General features: G+C 43.5%; 14 protein-coding genes. 6 read left to right on the forward strand and 8 right to left on the reverse strand.

What is annotated here, in order from left to right:
* The first annotated feature begins 34 nt into the window (after positions 1–34).
* From rpoN to ABF487_RS05285, 3 genes are all read left to right on the forward strand, one after another.
* A complete protein-coding gene (gene rpoN, locus ABF487_RS05275) occupies positions 35–1,339 on the forward strand; it encodes an RNA polymerase factor sigma-54 (protein ID WP_415634708.1) in 1,305 nt (434 codons plus the stop codon).
* A 53-nt stretch (positions 1,340–1,392) separates the two neighbouring features.
* Positions 1,393–3,195 carry a M3 family oligoendopeptidase gene (locus tag ABF487_RS05280; protein ID WP_415634709.1) on the forward strand — a complete coding sequence of 601 codons (1,803 nt, stop codon included), beginning with the start codon at positions 1,393–1,395 and terminating at the stop codon, positions 3,193–3,195.
* 123 nt (positions 3,196–3,318) lie between these two features.
* The gene (locus tag ABF487_RS05285) at positions 3,319–3,522 is read left to right on the forward strand and encodes a hypothetical protein (protein ID WP_028291878.1); all 204 of its coding nucleotides are present in this window, start codon (positions 3,319–3,321) and stop codon (positions 3,520–3,522) included.
* 27 nt (positions 3,523–3,549) lie between these two features.
* On the opposite strand, the gene ABF487_RS05290 is transcribed toward ABF487_RS05285, so the two are convergent.
* The 5 genes from ABF487_RS05290 to trpX all read right to left on the reverse strand — a co-directional run bounded on the left by ABF487_RS05290 (position 3,550) and on the right by trpX (position 7,633).
* Positions 3,550–4,203 carry an MIP/aquaporin family protein gene (locus tag ABF487_RS05290; protein ID WP_415632573.1) on the reverse strand — a complete coding sequence of 218 codons (654 nt, stop codon included), beginning with the start codon at positions 4,201–4,203 and terminating at the stop codon, positions 3,550–3,552.
* A gap of 107 nt (positions 4,204–4,310) precedes the next feature.
* A complete protein-coding gene (locus tag ABF487_RS05295) occupies positions 4,311–4,874 on the reverse strand; it encodes an SOS response-associated peptidase (protein ID WP_415634710.1) in 564 nt (187 codons plus the stop codon).
* A 74-nt stretch (positions 4,875–4,948) separates the two neighbouring features.
* Entirely contained in the window at positions 4,949–5,725 is a 777-nt protein-coding gene (locus ABF487_RS05300) for an ABC transporter ATP-binding protein (RefSeq protein ID WP_415634711.1), read from the reverse strand.
* Positions 5,718–6,614, reverse strand: coding sequence for an ABC transporter permease (locus tag ABF487_RS05305; RefSeq protein WP_415632571.1), 897 nt, complete (start codon positions 6,612–6,614; stop codon positions 5,718–5,720). The genes ABF487_RS05300 and ABF487_RS05305 overlap by 8 nt, the downstream gene beginning before the upstream one ends.
* The gene (gene trpX, locus ABF487_RS05310) at positions 6,611–7,633 is read right to left on the reverse strand and encodes a tryptophan ABC transporter substrate-binding protein (RefSeq protein WP_415634712.1); all 1,023 of its coding nucleotides are present in this window, start codon (positions 7,631–7,633) and stop codon (positions 6,611–6,613) included. Before trpX ends, ABF487_RS05305 begins: the two co-directional genes overlap by 4 nt.
* 284 nt (positions 7,634–7,917) lie before the next feature.
* Here trpX and ABF487_RS05315 point away from each other — a divergent pair, with 284 nt between their 5' ends.
* On the forward strand, positions 7,918–8,787 hold the full coding sequence (locus ABF487_RS05315) for an NAD(P)-dependent oxidoreductase (RefSeq protein WP_415634713.1): 870 nt from the start codon (positions 7,918–7,920) through the stop codon (positions 8,785–8,787).
* 20 nt (positions 8,788–8,807) lie between these two features.
* On the opposite strand, the gene ABF487_RS05320 is transcribed toward ABF487_RS05315, so the two are convergent.
* Positions 8,808–10,070, reverse strand: a complete 1,263-nt coding sequence (locus tag ABF487_RS05320; RefSeq protein WP_415634714.1) for an MFS transporter — start codon at positions 10,068–10,070, stop codon at positions 8,808–8,810.
* A 166-nt stretch (positions 10,071–10,236) separates the two neighbouring features.
* Positions 10,237–10,473 (reverse strand): DUF4044 domain-containing protein, encoded by a 237-nt coding sequence (locus ABF487_RS05325; protein ID WP_415634715.1) that lies wholly within the window; start codon positions 10,471–10,473, stop codon positions 10,237–10,239.
* A 400-nt stretch (positions 10,474–10,873) separates the two neighbouring features.
* On the opposite strand from ABF487_RS05325, the gene ABF487_RS05330 reads away from it, so the two are divergent.
* Both ABF487_RS05330 and ABF487_RS05335 read left to right on the forward strand, forming a co-directional pair.
* Entirely contained in the window at positions 10,874–11,341 is a 468-nt protein-coding gene (locus ABF487_RS05330) for an HXXEE domain-containing protein (RefSeq protein ID WP_415634716.1), read from the forward strand.
* Between the two features lie 271 nt (positions 11,342–11,612).
* Entirely contained in the window at positions 11,613–13,886 is a 2,274-nt protein-coding gene (locus ABF487_RS05335) for an excinuclease ABC subunit UvrA (protein ID WP_415634717.1), read from the forward strand.
* 171 nt (positions 13,887–14,057) lie between these two features.
* Here ABF487_RS05335 and ABF487_RS05340 read toward each other — a convergent pair whose 3' ends face one another.
* Positions 14,058–16,259 carry a TIM-barrel domain-containing protein gene (locus ABF487_RS05340; RefSeq protein WP_415634718.1) on the reverse strand — a complete coding sequence of 734 codons (2,202 nt, stop codon included), beginning with the start codon at positions 16,257–16,259 and terminating at the stop codon, positions 14,058–14,060.
* Positions 16,260–16,288 lie beyond the last annotated feature (29 nt).

Genomic DNA, 16,288 nt, shown 5'->3' on the forward strand with positions numbered 1-16,288 from the left:
TTCTATCATTGAGTGATAGAGAAGAGAGTTTTCAGTGAGACAGCAGAATTTATCCCAGCGGCCGCAGCAGCGCCAAGGATTCACAATGACGCAGCAGCTGCAGCAATCCATTCAAATGCTTCAGCTGACCAATCAAGAACTAACCAGCTTTCTTAATGATGCCAGCAATAATAATCCCTTTTTAGATGTCAAACTACCCGCTTGGTATCAAAATTCTCTGGATGGGCTTGTTTCCGCTGACAACAATAGCTGGATCGAAGCACAAGCAGATCGAGATCAATCTTTAGATAACTACCTGCTTGATCAAATTAATTTAACTATGCGCGATGCACCTTTGAGAGATTGGGTGATTGCGCTTGTTTTTCAGCTTGATGAGAATGGTATATTGCCACTTTCACTATCTGATATCCAACGAGAACTGGCCATTTCCAAAGTCCAAGCCATGGATGCCTTAACACTGCTTCAGCAGTTAGACCCGCCTGGTATCGGTGCACAATCACTCAGCCAAGCAATGGATCTGCAAATTCAACGCGATCCCCAAGCACCGAAACTAGCCGCTGTACTCATGCAGGATGAGCCTGATTTATTAAAAAATCAGGATTTGCAGTTATTAGCCGACAGGCATCATAGCAGCGCCGCTCAGATATCTGAGGCATTACATTACCTGCAGCGTTTATCACCCGCACCGGGCGCTTTTTTCAATCAGCCGCGAACCGAAGTACTGCTGATTCCGGATATTGCTATCCATCTGGTAGCTGACCATCCAGTCGTCGAAATTCTCAAAGTTAATCAACCAGAATTAAAGTTCAACGAAAGCTACTTCAATCGTTTGCAAACTTCACCAAATAAAGACACTGATTTAGACAGTTATCTCAAAACTCAGCGCCAGCAATATGACTGGCTGACAGCTAGCCTCGGTCAAAGACAGCAGACGCTTTTAGCTGTTGGGCAGGTACTAGCTGATAAACAGCTGGCCTTTTTCACGCAAGATGATCATCCGATTGCACCCTTATTGATGCGGGAAGTCGCTTGGCAGCTACATAAAAGCGAATCCACAATCAGCCGCACGATTCGTTTAAAAGCCCTCCAAACCGATTTCGGGATTTTTCCATTAAGAGATTTCTTTACACGCCGGTCATTTTTTGAAACACACTCCGATCAAGAAATTCAAACCCGGCTGCTGAAACTAATCGCACAAGAGGATCCTAAATCACCCTATTCGGACAGCGAACTGACTGCCATATTAGTCAAAGAAAATATGCCGATTTCTCGTCGAACTGTGGCTAAATACCGGCTGCAGCTTAAAATTCCGGCTGCGCGCCATCGAACATTAAAATAAATTGTCATCAGGCCAAGGAAAGCTATAATAGTTTCATATTATAAGGAGAAAAAATGACGTACTCACAAAATTGGAACATTGATCGCGTGTTCCCAGGGCTGGATTCTAAGGAACTCGAATCAGCCTTTCAAGCTGCTGAAGGCGAAAATCCGTCCCTAGCAGCAGAATTAGCTGCTTTGTCCGAAACATCCAGCAATCAGGCCATTTTGGCTGCTGCTGATTCCCTGCAGACAGCTGAAGGTAAACTGCATACAATTGGTTTTTACTTGAATGCTTGGAGTTCAGTCAATTACGGTAAAAGTGAAATCGGCCCTAAGTTCGACCGTTTATCAAAAATTGAGATTGACTACACAGTACAAGAACAAAAGTGGGGCAAATTTTTAGCTGCCTTGTCTGATGCGCGTTTTAAAGAACTTTTAGCCGATGACAAAGCCAAGCCGATTGTCTTTATTTTAAATGAGAGCAGAGAAAAAGCTGCCAAACTGCTTGACGATCAGACGGAAAAACTGATCAACGAATTTCAGGTCGACGCACTGCACGCCTGGTCAGCACATTATGACACGATCTCTGCAGGGTTAAAGACAAGCTATACAGACGCTGATGGCAAGATTCAGGAAGTCTCTGCCGGCCAAGCCTTAAATCTGTTAGATGGCATCAAAGACAAAGATGCACGTGCCGACTTGATGAAAAACTATGAAAAAATGTGGGGAAAAGCTGAAAACCTGTCCGCTGACACACTGAATCATTTAGCTGGTGCCCGTCTGACTGACTACAAAGCCCACGGTATTTCTGATTTTCTGGAAAAACCTTTGGAATTAAACCGCCTTTCCAAAGCCTCTTTGACAGCTATGTGGGATACAGTCGCTAAAAACGAAGGTATGCTGGTCAAATTCTTTGCCCGCAAAGCCAAACTGTTGGGGCTGGATTCTGATCAGATTTCTTGGCAGGATCAGACAGCTCCCGTGCAGGTTCCTGGTTATCAGCCGCGGACCTTGACTTACGATCAAGCGGCCAATTTTATTATCGATAATTTCTCCAAATACTCGCCAAAAATGGGCGCTTTTGCCAAACATGCCTTTGAAAATCAATGGATTGAGTCCGAAGACCGTCCTGGCAAGCAGCCTGGCGGCTGGGACGAATCGATTCCCGCTTTAAAAGAAGACCGTATTTTCCTGACCTTCACTGGGTCAGTCAACGATGCCGCAACCATTGCTCATGAATTGGGCCATGCCTTTCACTCACATAATCTGTATGATCTGCCGCAGTGGCGTCAAAATTATGCCATGAACGTAGCTGAGACGGCTTCGACTTTTGCTGAAACGATTATCAATACGGCTAATGTTGAAGCAGCACAATCAGACGCTGAAAAAATTACTCTGTTGGATGCCAAAATGTCCAATGCAACAGCTATGTTTATGAACATTCGCGCCCGTTTCATCTTTGAAAGCAATTTTTATAAAGAACGCCAAAAAGGTGTCTTGACGCCTGCACAGCTGAATCAGCTGATGGTCGCAGCACAAAAAGAGGCCTTTGCCGGTGCCTTATCTGATCAAGGTGTTCATCCCCATTTTTGGACCTCCAAGCTGCATTTTTACATTGACGATGTGCCCTTCTACAACTTCCCATATACCTTCGGCTATTTGTTCAGCTTAGGTATCTTCGCTTGGGCACAAAAACAGCAGGATTTCGAGACTGCTTATATCGCCTTGCTGCGCGACACGGCCAACATGAGTTCTGAAGAATTAGCGAAAAAACATCTCGGTGTTGATCTGACTCAACCTGATTTCTGGCAGGCTGGCGCTGATCTGATTAAAAAAGATGTCGATGAGTTCTTGGATTTGACTGAAAATCTTTAATATTTAGAAATTAAAAGACGACTATGTGCCGTCTTTTTTTGATTGCCAAACTTTTACCTTCTTTTAAAGTTGCCTTGCTATCATTATCTATAGGTTGAACTTTAAATAATCGGAGGAAATCTAATGCCTTGGAGTGAGAAAGAGTATCCAACCTCAATGAAGAATTTGAAAAAAGTCGCTCGTGATAAAGCTGTCGACATTGCTAACGCTTTAAAAGAGAAAGGCTATAGCGATCAAAGGGCTATTGCAATCGCGACTGAACAAGCTGAGAAATGGTATCAGGATCATCACGATCAAAGAGACCCTTTCAAAAAAAATAAATCATAAAAAAGCGAACCTCTCTGGGTTCGTTTTTTAATCTTCGCTTTGAAGCAAAAACTTTGACACGTATGCTGCGATGATCGCACCAACTTCTGGTGCGACAACGTAAAGCCACAAGTGCGATAAGGCCGAACCACCAGCGAAAAGTGCCGGTCCAATCGAACGTGCCGGGTTCAATGACCCGCCAGTCAGATTTAAGGAAAACACAATCATTAAAGCCAAAGTAAGGCCAATAATTAAGCCGGCAAAATCGCTATTGCCGTGTTCTTTGCTAGTGACGTTAAGAATAATTGTCAAGAACAGGAAAGTGGCTAACGTTTCAACTGTGAATGCCAGCCCGACAGAAATTTTCGGAAAATCTGTCTGACCCAATTGATTGGCAGCTTGGCCTAGTCCTTTGGCAAACAGTTGGACAAGCCAAGAAGCTAAGCAGGCCGCGATAATCTGAGACACAATGTAGCCAATTGCATCAGCCAAACCAATGCGCTTATTCAACCACATCGCAGTCGTCACGGCTGGATTGAAGTGGCCGCCGGAAATACCGCCAAAAGCATAGGCAGAAATTGTGACCGCCAATCCAAAAGCCAGTGCGATCGTCAAAACACTGCCGCGAGCAATCACAACTGAGCTCGTGCCAATGAAAACCAATAAAAAGGTGCCTAGAAACTCGCTCACATATTTTCTCATGCGATATCCTTCCAAGAAAAGAGAATAACTTTATTTTAAGTTTTTTCATTGATAAAAGAAAGTTATTGCTGTAATTTACGTGAATGTGGTCAAATATACGTACAAAATTATACTTTTTTAGAAAAAAGTTCGGGCATTGGATTCGCAATCATCTCGCTAGCGGCATTAAAATCCGAGAGCCAGGCGGCAATTTGTGTTTTCTTTAAAATCAAGGGCATGCGATTATGGACTGGTGCAACCGACTGATTGGGCTCAGTTGTAAACAAAACACTTCGTGCTTGACCATCAAAAAAGTTGTAACATCCGGCAATATAAAGTGCCTCATGATGGTTCGCATAATTGAACCAGACCTTTTCCTTGTCTAAGTTCCATTCAAAGAATCCTGTCGTTGGATAAACACAGCGCCGTTTTTTAAAGCTTTCAGCAAAAGTCCGTTTCTCTAGCAAAGTCTCTGAACGCGCATTAATCAAAAGTCGTTTGTTGTCGAAAATTGGAAAACCCCAGGCCATCCCCACAACTTTAATTTTCCCTTGATCGGCAATGACTACAGCCATTGTATCTCCTGGGAAAACTTCGCCGGTCTTGATTTCATAGCCGTTAGCCTGAGCCAACCGTGTGATTTGGCTGATTTCTGGCGAAAAATCAGATTGAAAAGTATACCGACCGCACATTTTCGGACTCCTCCTCACATTGCTTCTATCTTTATTTTATCTTAATCGCGTCATAAATCGGTCGGTCAGCCGCTTTAGGCCTCTGCATCGAAAAATGAGAAGAGTTTATCTTTTGTCAAAGCAGCCTTTTCATCACGATTAAAATCATGTGAAACGGCACCATTATCAATCACAATCAGACGGTTGCCGTATTTTAAAGCATCGTCCATGCGGTGCGTAATCATGAGGCAGGTCAGATGATCCTCGTTGACCCGCTGGGCCGTTTTCTGCATTAGTTCGGCACTGGTCTTTGGATCCAAGGCAGCCGTGTGCTCATCTAATAGTAAAATATCCGGCTTTTTGTAGGTCGCCATGAGAAAACTCAAGGCTTGACGCTGACCACCAGATAAATTTTCAGTCGCTGTATTTAAACGCTGATCTAGTTTATTGCCCATCGCAGCCGTAATACGCTTGAAATCCGCCATTTTTGAACTCAAATGACGCGGCAGTAAACGGCGTTTTTCACCTCGCTTAGCAGCCAGCAGTAAATTTTCAGCGACGGTCATACGTGGACTGGTTCCCATCTTCGGATCTTGAAAGACGCGGCTGAGAAAAGCTGTCCGTTTCTCAGCCGACACAGACGTAATATCCTGGCCGGCATGAAAAATCTGGCCGCTATCAGCCGGTAAAGTACCAGCGATCACATTGAAGAAAGTTGATTTCCCGGCACCATTGGCACCAAGAACCGTAATAAAGTCACCATCAGCCACATCCAAATTGAAGTTTTTCAAAATTTCTGTCTCGCTGCCGTTATCAGAATGAACCTTGACTGTGACATCTTTTAAAGACAAAATTGCATTCGTATTAGTCATGGCTGTTTGAAACTCCTCGCTTAATTAAATTGTCAAAATGAAGCAAATGGCTCAGACGCGGCAGCATCAGGCAGATAGCTAACAGAATCGACGACAGTAAATTCAGATCGTTGGTCGAAAAACCTAGCTGCAGGACGATCAGCAGGACAAAACGATAAATAATTGAACCTAAAGTAATCGCAACCAGACGCTGATTCATTGTCAAATTGCCAAAGACTACTTCACCGATAATGATGGAAGCCAAAGCCACGACGATAATGCCAATGCCCATATTGATGTCGGCATAGCCATTGTTTTGCGCAATAATCGCCCCGCCTAAAGCGACTAAACCGTTTGAAACCATCAAGCCTAAAATCGTCATCCGATCAGTATTAATCCCGATCGAACGCGCCATCGTCGGATTATCGCCTGTAACAATGAAGGCTTGTCCCAGATCACTTTGCAAAAAATAGATTAACAACAATGTCACAATGGTAACCGAGACAAGGCCGACGATAATCGCATCAAAATAGCGCGGCATCTGCGAAAGGGATGAGAAAATCGTTTGCCGGCCGATCAAAGAAATATTAGCTGAGCCCATGATACGCAGATTCACAGATAAGCAGGCCGTCATGACCAGAATACCGGCTAGTAAAATCGGAATTCTGCCTTTTGTATATAAGAAGGCAGTAATTGCGCCGGCTAGCATACCGGTCACAAAAGCCGCAAGGCTGGCAATAAATGGATCAACACCATGTGTGATCAGACTAACAGCTGTTGCGGCTCCCAGAGGAAAAGTACCCTCGACAGTCATGTCGGGGAAATTGAGAATTCTAAAAGTTAAAAACAAAGCGATACCTAGAATCGACCAGAGCAGGCCTTGCCCGATCGTAGAAACAATCAAATTCATTTAAAAATTTCTCCTTTGTCCTTGGCCTGTTTTAAGACTGATGCCGGCAATGTGATACCGAGCAGTTTTGCTTCAGTCGTGTTCACAGACATGATGCCTTTGCGAATAAATTCAATCGGATAATTAGCTGGCTTTCTGCCCTTTAAAACATTAGCAGCCATGATTCCGGAAACTTTGCCTAACTGGAATTGGCTGACAGCTAATGTTGCTAGCCCACCGTCATGAACCATCGTATCAGCGGCTGGAAAGACTGGGACTTTAGCGGCATTAGCCACATTAACAAGTGTCTTCATAGCACTGGCGACGCCGTTATCCTGTGGTGCGTAAACAGCATCAACTTGCGATACCATTTGGCCGGCAATCGTCTGCATGTCATTAGTTGTTGAAATCGTGTACATCTTAACTGTATAACCAGCTTGCTGAGCAAACTTTTGCATCTTCAAAGCATTATAAGTGCCGCCGTGATCAGAAGTTGTGTAGATAATCCCTAAAGTCTTGGCTTTGGGTACAATCTGTTTAATCAGATTCAAATGCGATTTTAACGGTGATTCGCCAGAAGTACCTGTGATGTTGGCACCTGGACGCTGATTAGATTTAATCAAACCGCCGCCGACCGGGTCTGTAATGCCGGCTAAGATAACCGGTGTTTTGCCTGCAGCTGCTTTAGCCAATGACTGAGCCGCTGGTGTCGCAATACCAACCATCAAATCTTCATTCTCATTGGCAAATTTTGAAGCCATCGTCTGCAGATTTGCTTGATCAGCCTGCGCGTTTTGGTAATCAATCTTCAAATTCTTGCCGACGTGGTATCCTTGTGAACGCAGGCCGGCCACAACACCACGGTGGATCTGATCCAAAGCCGGGTGTGTCACTAACTGCAGAATGCCTACCTTAACCGTTTTGGGCCCTGCTACTTTCTTGACATTGTTGTTGGCGCTTGGTTTTGGCATAGATGCCCGGTAAAAGGCAAAGGCCAAAATAGCCACAACAACTGCTATTAATCCATAAATTTTCTTCATCTTCATTCTCCCTTATCATTCAATCAGCAAAAGAAAAACCCGCAAGTGAGCGGGTCCGGCCAATTGTTCATCTAAAGATACGAGAACAAAAGAAAAAGCCCGCTATTGGCGGGCCTCAGTGAACAAATCACACAAAAGCAGCCCGCTTAACCGAGCCACCACCATGCTGAATTGTTCTTAAAGACTATTTTCATAACTGATGTTATTTATCATACACTGTTTGGCCGAAAAAACAACGTTGTCACAAAACTGTTTTAAACTTATTTTGTGAACAGGAGGCAAACATGAAAATTGCTTTTATCGGAACCGGTGTCATGGGCACCGGCATTATCAATAATTTTTTAAAGGCTGGTCAGACTGTGACTGTCTTTAATCGCACAAAGGCACATGCGCAAAAAGTCTTAGATCAAAGCGCAGTCTGGGCAGATTCAGCCGCGGAAGCAACTATCGGACAAGATGTCGTCTTTACGATGGTTGGCTACCCGAAAGATGTCGAGGAGACCTATTTTGGGGATCAGGGTATTTTTAAGCAAGCCAAGGCCGGACAGATTCTCATTGATATGACTACTTCAACACCAACGCTAGCTGCAAAAATTGCGGCGACCGGTAAAGAAAAAAAGATCGGCGTCTTAGATGCGCCCGTTTCCGGCGGTGATATCGGCGCGCGGGACGGCAAGCTAACAACGATGGTTGGTGGCGATCGAGCAGCTTATGACAAAGCACTACCTTTATTACAAATCGTTTCCAAAAAAGTGAACTACTTTGGTGAAGCCGGCAAAGGCCAGCACGCTAAAATGGCCAATCAGATCATGATTGCTTCGACCATGCTGGGCCTGGCCGAGTGGCTGACTTATGCCAAAGCGGCCGGGCTGGATTTGCAAGAGACATTAGACACATTGTCAGCCGGAGGCGCAGATAATTGGTCCATGGAAGCTTACGCGCCGAGAATTTTGGCTGGTGATTTCAAGCCTGGTTTTTATGCCAAACACATTTTAAAAGACCTGCGGATTGCCTTGGACGAAGCTAAAAAAATGAACTTGGACTTGCCCGCAACAGCTCTGGCCGAGCGTAGTTACGCTAAATTGGCCGAAGAAAAAGGTTTGGGCGATTTAGGCACACAAGCCATCGTCAAATTATGGTCGCAGTGGGCTTGAGCCTAAATAAAAAACGGTTTTTAATCAAGAGCCGTTTTTTTATTATCTGTTTTTTCATCAATCTTGCGAACTGCCGGCAGAATCACGGCGGCCAGTGTCACAAGCAATGTACCGACGCCAGCCAGTAGGAATAAACGTGTGATACCAAAATTATCGGCTAATGGGCCGGCAAACATCAAGCCGACCGGCGCACCAATATTTGTTAAGGCAGCTAGGACACTCATGACACGGCCCATCGTCTCGGCTGGGATTTGTTCTTGAACAATGGCAATGAAAGGCGAATTCATAAAGGCTAAAGCAAAACCAGCAATAATATTCAAGCTGGCAAAAATCCAAAATCCTACAGGGGTTCCCGGGAGAAAAGCGAAAACAGTAAAGGATAAGCCCAGTAGCAACAAGCCAAGAAAAATAGCGTAAAAACGATTTTTGCCAGCACCGCGAATACTGATATAAAGTCCGCCAAGCAGGCTGCCAACAGACCAGACCGTTTCTACGATGCCGGCTTGCCCGATCGTGCCATTAAAATGCTGGGTTGTCATTAATGGATAGAGACTGGCGCCAGGCATAATCAGCGTAATTGCGACTAATGACAATAGGCTGTATTGGAAAATACCGCGATGTTGTGCTAAAGCAACTAGCCCCAAACCAAAGTTCTTGAAGAATGAAACTTGTTCTTCCTGTGCAGTCGGCTTGGGAACTCGCGCTAACAGAATCGTTGCTGAACCAAAAATGGCACCAATCACGTCCAGCAGAATAATCCACTGAATGGACATCAAGCCAAACAGCACGGCTGATATACCTGGTGCAATCACCATTGTTAATGATTGCAAGGTTTGAATCTGACCGTTTATTTTCGTTAATTGTTCTGTCGGCACAATGGCCGGCACGATTGTATTTAAGGTCGGCTGTTGGAAAACCTGCGTGACGGCTCGTACAAAAATCGCAATCAGCAATAAAGTCAATAAAGCATTACCGGCAAACTGGCCAATCGTAATTGAAATAATAATCGCTACCAGCGCTGCCATCAAGTCCATGCTGATCATAATCACTTTGCGTGACCAGCGGTCAATCACAACCCCGGCAAAGGGTGCCAGAAAAATCCAAGGTAAAAACATCACCAGTGTTGACATAGAAAGCGCCGTTGCTGATTTTAAAACAGCTGTGATGTACCACATGAAGGCATACTGGACAATCATTGTGGTGAGCCCAGAGACAAATTGCCCGATAAAAATTAAGTAAAAGTTGCTCCGCCAAGATAGCTTTTGCTGAAAAGAGTCTGACATGTATAATCCGTTATGCTTATGCTTGTCTTGTTGCTCATTTTAGAGACCAGCTCTATTCATTATCCTATAAAAGCGATCCTAATTGTGACAAGAAATGTCGCAGGTTAAATCAGCCAAACAAAAACCGAAAACCATACGGCTTCCGGCTTATTCACGTTCAACGTTATTATAAAATAGCAATCAGGCCAACCAGCACGGCCACAATTGTGGCAACAGCCATCAAGACGGCCATTGTGATCGTCAAATAATCAAAACGGCTTTTATGCTGTTTTTTATTATTGTCGTAGGCCATGCGGCGGCGAGCCGTCTGAGAACGTTCAGCCAAAATTTCTTCGGCCGACTTGCTTGGTCTTGCATAATCAAAACTGCTTGAACTTGTTTCTTTATTAGAATTTTCCATCATATTTCTTAACAGTCTAACAGCTTTACAGACAAAAGCCAAATCGGTCCGTATTAATCGGACAGTCTTTGTTCCTAATTCTAATAAATAATTTTAATACCGATACTGCTCCGTGTTTGTGACCATGGCCCTCCGTTCACTTGATCAAAACCTTTAAATTTAGTGGTATATCGCTCACATTGAAAACGATACTACTAGGATTAATCACTATGTAGTTGGCCATTAAAGTAACCTTTCCATGACCTTTCTATGAAATTTTCTTGCATGTTAGAATAACAAATGAAAAGAAAAAACGAGTGGTGAAAAGTTGTGTCCTTTGGGATATGGCATCAGAGATAGCACTCAAGCATCCAATATTAATTTTCCAACCCACCAAACAACACAGTAAGGAGTGCATTGACCTATGATTTATCTTTTATTTCCTTTATTTTTCATGCTGCACGAGCTGGAGGAAATTGCCTTTATGCCTAATTGGGTTGTTAAGATTAAAAAAAACGCAAATAGTCGTTTTGTAAACTTGATTCCAACGACTAAGGCAAAAAACTTTGCCTTGATGGTATTGGAGGAATATCTGGTACTGCTAATCATAGCGGTTATTTGTTACAAAAAACAAGCTATCAATTTTTATTTGGCCCTGATGCTGGTTTATAACTTACATATTTTGGTTCATATAGTACAATCCTTGGTACTAAAAAGCTATATACCAGGACTATTTCTAGGAATTGTCTCATTTGGCTTAGTCGGCTGGTTAATGTGCTGGCAAATTGCTGCCATCAATTGGATACGTGTTTTCTTATTTTTACCATTGGTGGTCACAGCTATTGTAGCCAACCTCGTTTTGATTCATCAGGTTGACCACTGGAAAAATTGATTAAGTCAATGAGGAAAAAGTTGAACCAGTCTCTTGGTTATTAAGACTGAGATAACGATGAATCCATTTCCATCTACATGGAAAGAAATAAGTCCTTTACTGATGTCAGCTGATGTATACCCAGACTAAAACTAGCCTTTTAATTTATTGGATTAACAGAGTCATCAGATTTAAAAAAACAGGATTTCGCTGTGCCCATTGACGACCGCTTGACCATTGTTTTACACTGGACTAACTGTTGGTGGCCGGTACCATAAAGAGGAGGAATTATATGACGCAAGACGATTTATTTAGTGATGGCGAAATTACAGTTCACGGTGCCAGACAGAATAATTTAAAAGATGTTGATATACGAATCCCCAAAAAGCGAACAACTGTTTTTGTTGGATTATCTGGTGCCGGTAAATCATCATTGGTATTTGACACCATTGCGGCTCAATCACGTCGTGAATTGAACGAAACATTTCCCAGTTTCACGCAGCAATATCTACCTAAATATGGACAGCCTAAAGTGAAAGCCATTGAACATTTACCCGTTGCCATCGTTATCGAACAGAAAAAAATAGGTCAGAACCCCCGTTCAACCGTGGCAACCTATACAGGTGTCTATGCATTACTACGATTACTTTTTTCTCGAATTGGCAAACCGTTTATTGGTTATTCTGATACTTTTTCTTTCAACATGCCGCAAGGAATGTGCCCAGCATGTCAAGGACTTGGTTATATAGAAACACTTGATGAATCTGCTTTGGTTGATAAAAATAAATCTTTAAATCAAGGGGCTATTACATTCGTTAGTTTTGGTATCAATACCTGGCGTTGGAAACGTTATACAAACAGCGGCCTATTTGATAATGATAAACCGTTGAAAAATTATACAGATAAAGAGTGGGAATTGCTCATGCATGCACCTCAGCAGCCACTTCATAACGCCCCAGCCAAATGGCATCCAACGGCCTTGTACGAAGGAATCGTGCCACGAATTTACCGCTCAATTCTCCACAAAGCCGAAGCTAAACACCACAAAGAGGAAATTGAGAAAGTGGCTACTCACGCAGTTTGTCCTGCATGTCATGGAACAAGGGCCAATGATCTGGTCCGTTCAAACCATATTAATGGCAAAAATATCGCCGACGTGTGTGCCATGCCTCTATTGGATGCAGCCGCTTTTTTAAACCATATCAAACTGCCGCTAGCAAGTTCAATTATTCGTGAATTAACAACAATGCTTAATTCATTGATTGATATTGGCTTGGGCTATCTATCCTTGGACCGGGGAACAAACAGTCTATCTGGCGGCGAATCCCAGCGAATTAAGATTGCAAAATATTTAAATAGTTCGTTATCAGATTTGGTCTATATTTTGGATGAACCCAGTGTTGGCTTACATCCCCATGATATCCGTTTGGTCAAGCAAGCACTTTTAAAGCTGCAGCACCAAGGAAACACAATTTTGATCGTAGAACATAATCCCGCGATGATGACTGGCGCCGATTATGCTGTTGAAATTGGCCCAGTTGCAGGAAATGAGGGTGGCCAAGTGACTTTTGCTGGAACTTTCGATGCGTTGGTTAAATCCGATACACTGACCGGGCAATATCTGCGCCGACCATATGCATTTAAAATACCACGCAAGCCCAGCTTAGATTGGCTAAAACGCGATCATCTTCGTGCGCACAATTTGAGAGACGTCAATGTTCAAATACCACTGGGCATGATGACCGTTTTAACCGGGGTTGCCGGATCTGGGAAAAGTTCCCTCGCACAATCATTGATGAATAGTATCAAGACACCGGTAATTAATCTAAAACAGCGCGCCGCCAACGTTAATTTACGTTCGACACCACTGACCTATTTGGGAATCTTTGATAAAATCCGGCAACGGTTTGCTAAGGCTAATAAAGTTTCCAGTAGTTTATTCAGTTATAACGGCCAAGGAGCTTGCCCGGTTTGCAAAGGCAAAGGTGTCACAATTACCAACATGGCCTTTATGGATCCGGTTGTCCAAACCTGTGAAGCATGCCATGGCCGACGTTATAGTCCTGAAGCCCTTCGTTACAGATATCATAGCCATACAATTGCCGATATTCTGGAAATGAGTGTTGCTACTGCTAGTAAAAGTTTTGCGCACGACTTGGTTATTGGCCCACGTATCCTTGACTTACAGCGAGTGGGACTCGGATACCTCAAATTAAATCAATCGTTAACCACGTTATCTGGCGGTGAATTGCAACGGTTGTCGCTAGCCACACAATTGAACGGTCAGGGAAATATGATCTTTCTAGACGAACCAACTGCTGGTCTGCACATGCAGGATATTGACAAATTGTTGAATTTATTTAATGAGTTGCTTGCGCAAGGCAATACATTGATCTTGATTGAACATAATTTGACCGTGATGACACAGGCGGACTGGCTAATAGATATCGGACCGGATGCCGGTAGTTTTGGCGGCCGGATCTTGTACGAGGGTGCTCCTCAAGGTATCTTAAATCAGTCTAATTCATATACAGCAGTTGCATTAAAACAAGCATTAAACAGTTAGAAATCCTTGCCATATTCTAGTTTTTCATTTCTAATCGCAGCATCAATTGGATACCTAGTCGTATAGAGGTTAGCTATCAGTTTTAGAACAACATTATCACCGATGCTAATGGGGTTTTATATAGGTGTTTATCCCAAAATTCCAAACCAATCTTTTAATTAGGCTTTCTCTTTAGATGTCGTTCAAATAAGACTGCCTGACATAAACTAGTTCAGTTAACGTATTCTTCAAATCCTTGTCTTCTAAAGTATTAAGCAGATTGATATAGCCGAGTGTGGTGAAATCAGCTGATTTGAAGGCCTGATACAACTGTTGTTTCAAATCAAAAGCAATTTTGGCTTTTTGAAGGCGGCTGAAAAGTTCTTTGAAGACATCTTCTTTTTTTGGAACAATCACTTCCTCGTCAATCTGCCTATTTTTCGGAATAATATGATCAGGATCTTCAATCGTGTAACTCAGTTTGTGTTCCTGGTCATGCCAGTTGAAAAACGTTTTAGCCAGTTGATTACCCGCATGTTCAACCAGGCAATAATGACCATCGCTGCCTGCAAAAATCTGAATCAGCAGGGTCTGGGGCAGATGATCAGGCTTGTCCATAACATGCGGGTTTGTCACAATCAACGATCCTCTTTTGACAAAGACCGGGAGACTGTCGATACCGCGATAGGCATTAAACACCGTGTCTCCTTGGTATGGCAGATGGGTCAGGTAATCAATCCAGTTGCCTTTTGGCAGCCAAACCGTGGTATGGCCGTCCTGGGTTGTAGTATCGTGCGGCGCTGTAATCGGTGAAACCAGCATATGTGAACCGAAGAAATACTCATTTTTTTGTTCATAGGCTTGTGTTTCTTCTGGATAGTCATAATAAAGAGGCTTCACGAGCGGTACACCCTGGACATGCGTTTTAAAGTTAGCCGTATCCAAATAAGGCAGCAGTTGAGCTCGCAAACGCAAAAAACGTTCCTGGCTTTCTTGAAAGTCGCTGCGGTAATTCCATGGTTCTTTACCGGAAAAGAGATTATTTGAGGAATGCAGGCGGTTAATTGGACTAAAAACGCCGAATTGCAGCCAGCGGGTAGCTAGTTCGCCATCGAAATGACCGTGCATGTGACCGCCAATATCATGACTCCACCAGGTATAGCCGATATTAGCTGCCGTGATCGTAAAATAAGGCTGAAAATTTAACGATGCCCAAGAGATGATTGTGTCTCCAGAAAAGCCCAAGGGATAACGATGGGACCCTGGGCCGGCGTAGCGGCTTAAAGTTAGACCAATCCCATTGTGTCTTTTGACACTGTCTTGATAATGGTAATGGTTCAAGAGCCAGAGCGGGTCAAGATGCTGGTCAGTCTGACTGCCACCCTGTTGCCAATCAAGCCACCAAAAATCAACGCCTTGTTCCTCTAAGGGATGATGCACGTCGTCAAAGTAACTTTTCCTAAACTTAGCATTTTCTAAATCAAAGTCCGCTATTTCTTCTTTTTTCGCATCGAGGCCTAAGTTTTTGGCTACTTTTGGATAGCAGTCTTCAAAGGCACGAATTCCTGCGGCTGGATGAACATTTAAAGAGACCTTTTTGCCATCTTCGTGAAGCCAGGCCAACAGTTTCTCGGGTTGAGGAAACAAGCTTTTATTCCAGGTATAACCAGTCCAGCCAGACCCGTATTTGCGCGGTACATCAACTTGATGCCAATCCATGTCCAGCACAGAAACACTGATCGGAATTTTTTTCTCGTCAAAACGTGCCATTAAGCGCTGGTAACCGGCCTGAGTATAGGGATAATAGCGGCTCCACCAGTTGCCTAAAGCAAATCTTGGAATCAAAGGCACTGGCCCGGCCAGCCGATAGAAATCCGTTAAGGCCGCCTGGTAATCTCGGCCATAAGCAAAAAAGTAGCCATCAATAATTCCCTTAGGCCTAGTTTGATAAGAATCGGTTTCCGATAAATAACTGGCAGAGCCAGCATCATCTAGATAGCTAAAACCGTCTTTGGACATAATGCCGTCGGCTAAAGGAATCGGGCCATCGGCAGAATCCAGTGTGCGTGCCGTTCCTTTTAAATTATTGTTGTTATTCACGCCGAAAAACCAGCGATTTTGAAAAAGTGAATGTGCTCTAGCAACATCAATAAACAACGTGTCTGGCGCAAAACGGCCGCCATTGTAGTAAAGATGGCAGCCAGGAGTGACAATTTCTAAGACGTGGCCATTTTGGTTGTGGATCACGTCTATTTTCGGATGACCGAAATTACGGTCCACAACTGTTTGTGTGGGCCGGTCCTCAAAGTGACCGAGCGGATCTTCTTCAATTCTAATCAGAAAATCAGTGATCACAGTAAAGCGATAGGTCTCTCCGACTATTTTTTTATCCATTACTCATCATCCTCATCTACATTTTGTTT

It is taken from the genome of Oenococcus sp. (genome assembly GCF_047725585.1).
GTDB classification, from domain to species: Bacteria; Bacillota; Bacilli; order Lactobacillales; family Lactobacillaceae; genus Oenococcus; species Oenococcus kitaharae_A.

Bases quoted from the DNA above. Each gene is read 5' to 3' on its own strand.
- ABF487_RS05295 (WP_415634710.1), bottom strand. From the start codon at position 4,874: ATGTGCGGTCGGTATACTTTTCAATCTGATTTTTCGCCAGAAATCAGC.
- ABF487_RS05305 (WP_415632571.1), bottom strand. From the start codon at position 6,614: ATGAATTTGATTGTTTCTACGATCGGGCAAGGCCTGCTCTGGTCGATT.
- ABF487_RS05325 (WP_415634715.1), bottom strand. From the start codon at position 10,473: ATGATGGAAAATTCTAATAAAGAAACAAGTTCAAGCAGTTTTGATTAT.
- ABF487_RS05315 (WP_415634713.1), top strand. From the start codon at position 7,918: ATGAAAATTGCTTTTATCGGAACCGGTGTCATGGGCACCGGCATTATC.
- ABF487_RS05300 (WP_415634711.1), bottom strand. From the start codon at position 5,725: ATGACTAATACGAATGCAATTTTGTCTTTAAAAGATGTCACAGTCAAG.
- ABF487_RS05285 (WP_028291878.1), top strand. From the start codon at position 3,319: ATGCCTTGGAGTGAGAAAGAGTATCCAACCTCAATGAAGAATTTGAAA.
- ABF487_RS05340 (WP_415634718.1), bottom strand. From the start codon at position 16,259: ATGGATAAAAAAATAGTCGGAGAGACCTATCGCTTTACTGTGATCACT.
- ABF487_RS05280 (WP_415634709.1), top strand. From the start codon at position 1,393: ATGACGTACTCACAAAATTGGAACATTGATCGCGTGTTCCCAGGGCTG.
- ABF487_RS05335 (WP_415634717.1), top strand. From the start codon at position 11,613: ATGACGCAAGACGATTTATTTAGTGATGGCGAAATTACAGTTCACGGT.
- ABF487_RS05330 (WP_415634716.1), top strand. From the start codon at position 10,874: ATGATTTATCTTTTATTTCCTTTATTTTTCATGCTGCACGAGCTGGAG.
- ABF487_RS05320 (WP_415634714.1), bottom strand. From the start codon at position 10,070: ATGTCAGACTCTTTTCAGCAAAAGCTATCTTGGCGGAGCAACTTTTAC.
- ABF487_RS05290 (WP_415632573.1), bottom strand. From the start codon at position 4,203: ATGAGAAAATATGTGAGCGAGTTTCTAGGCACCTTTTTATTGGTTTTC.
- trpX (WP_415634712.1), bottom strand. From the start codon at position 7,633: ATGAAGAAAATTTATGGATTAATAGCAGTTGTTGTGGCTATTTTGGCC.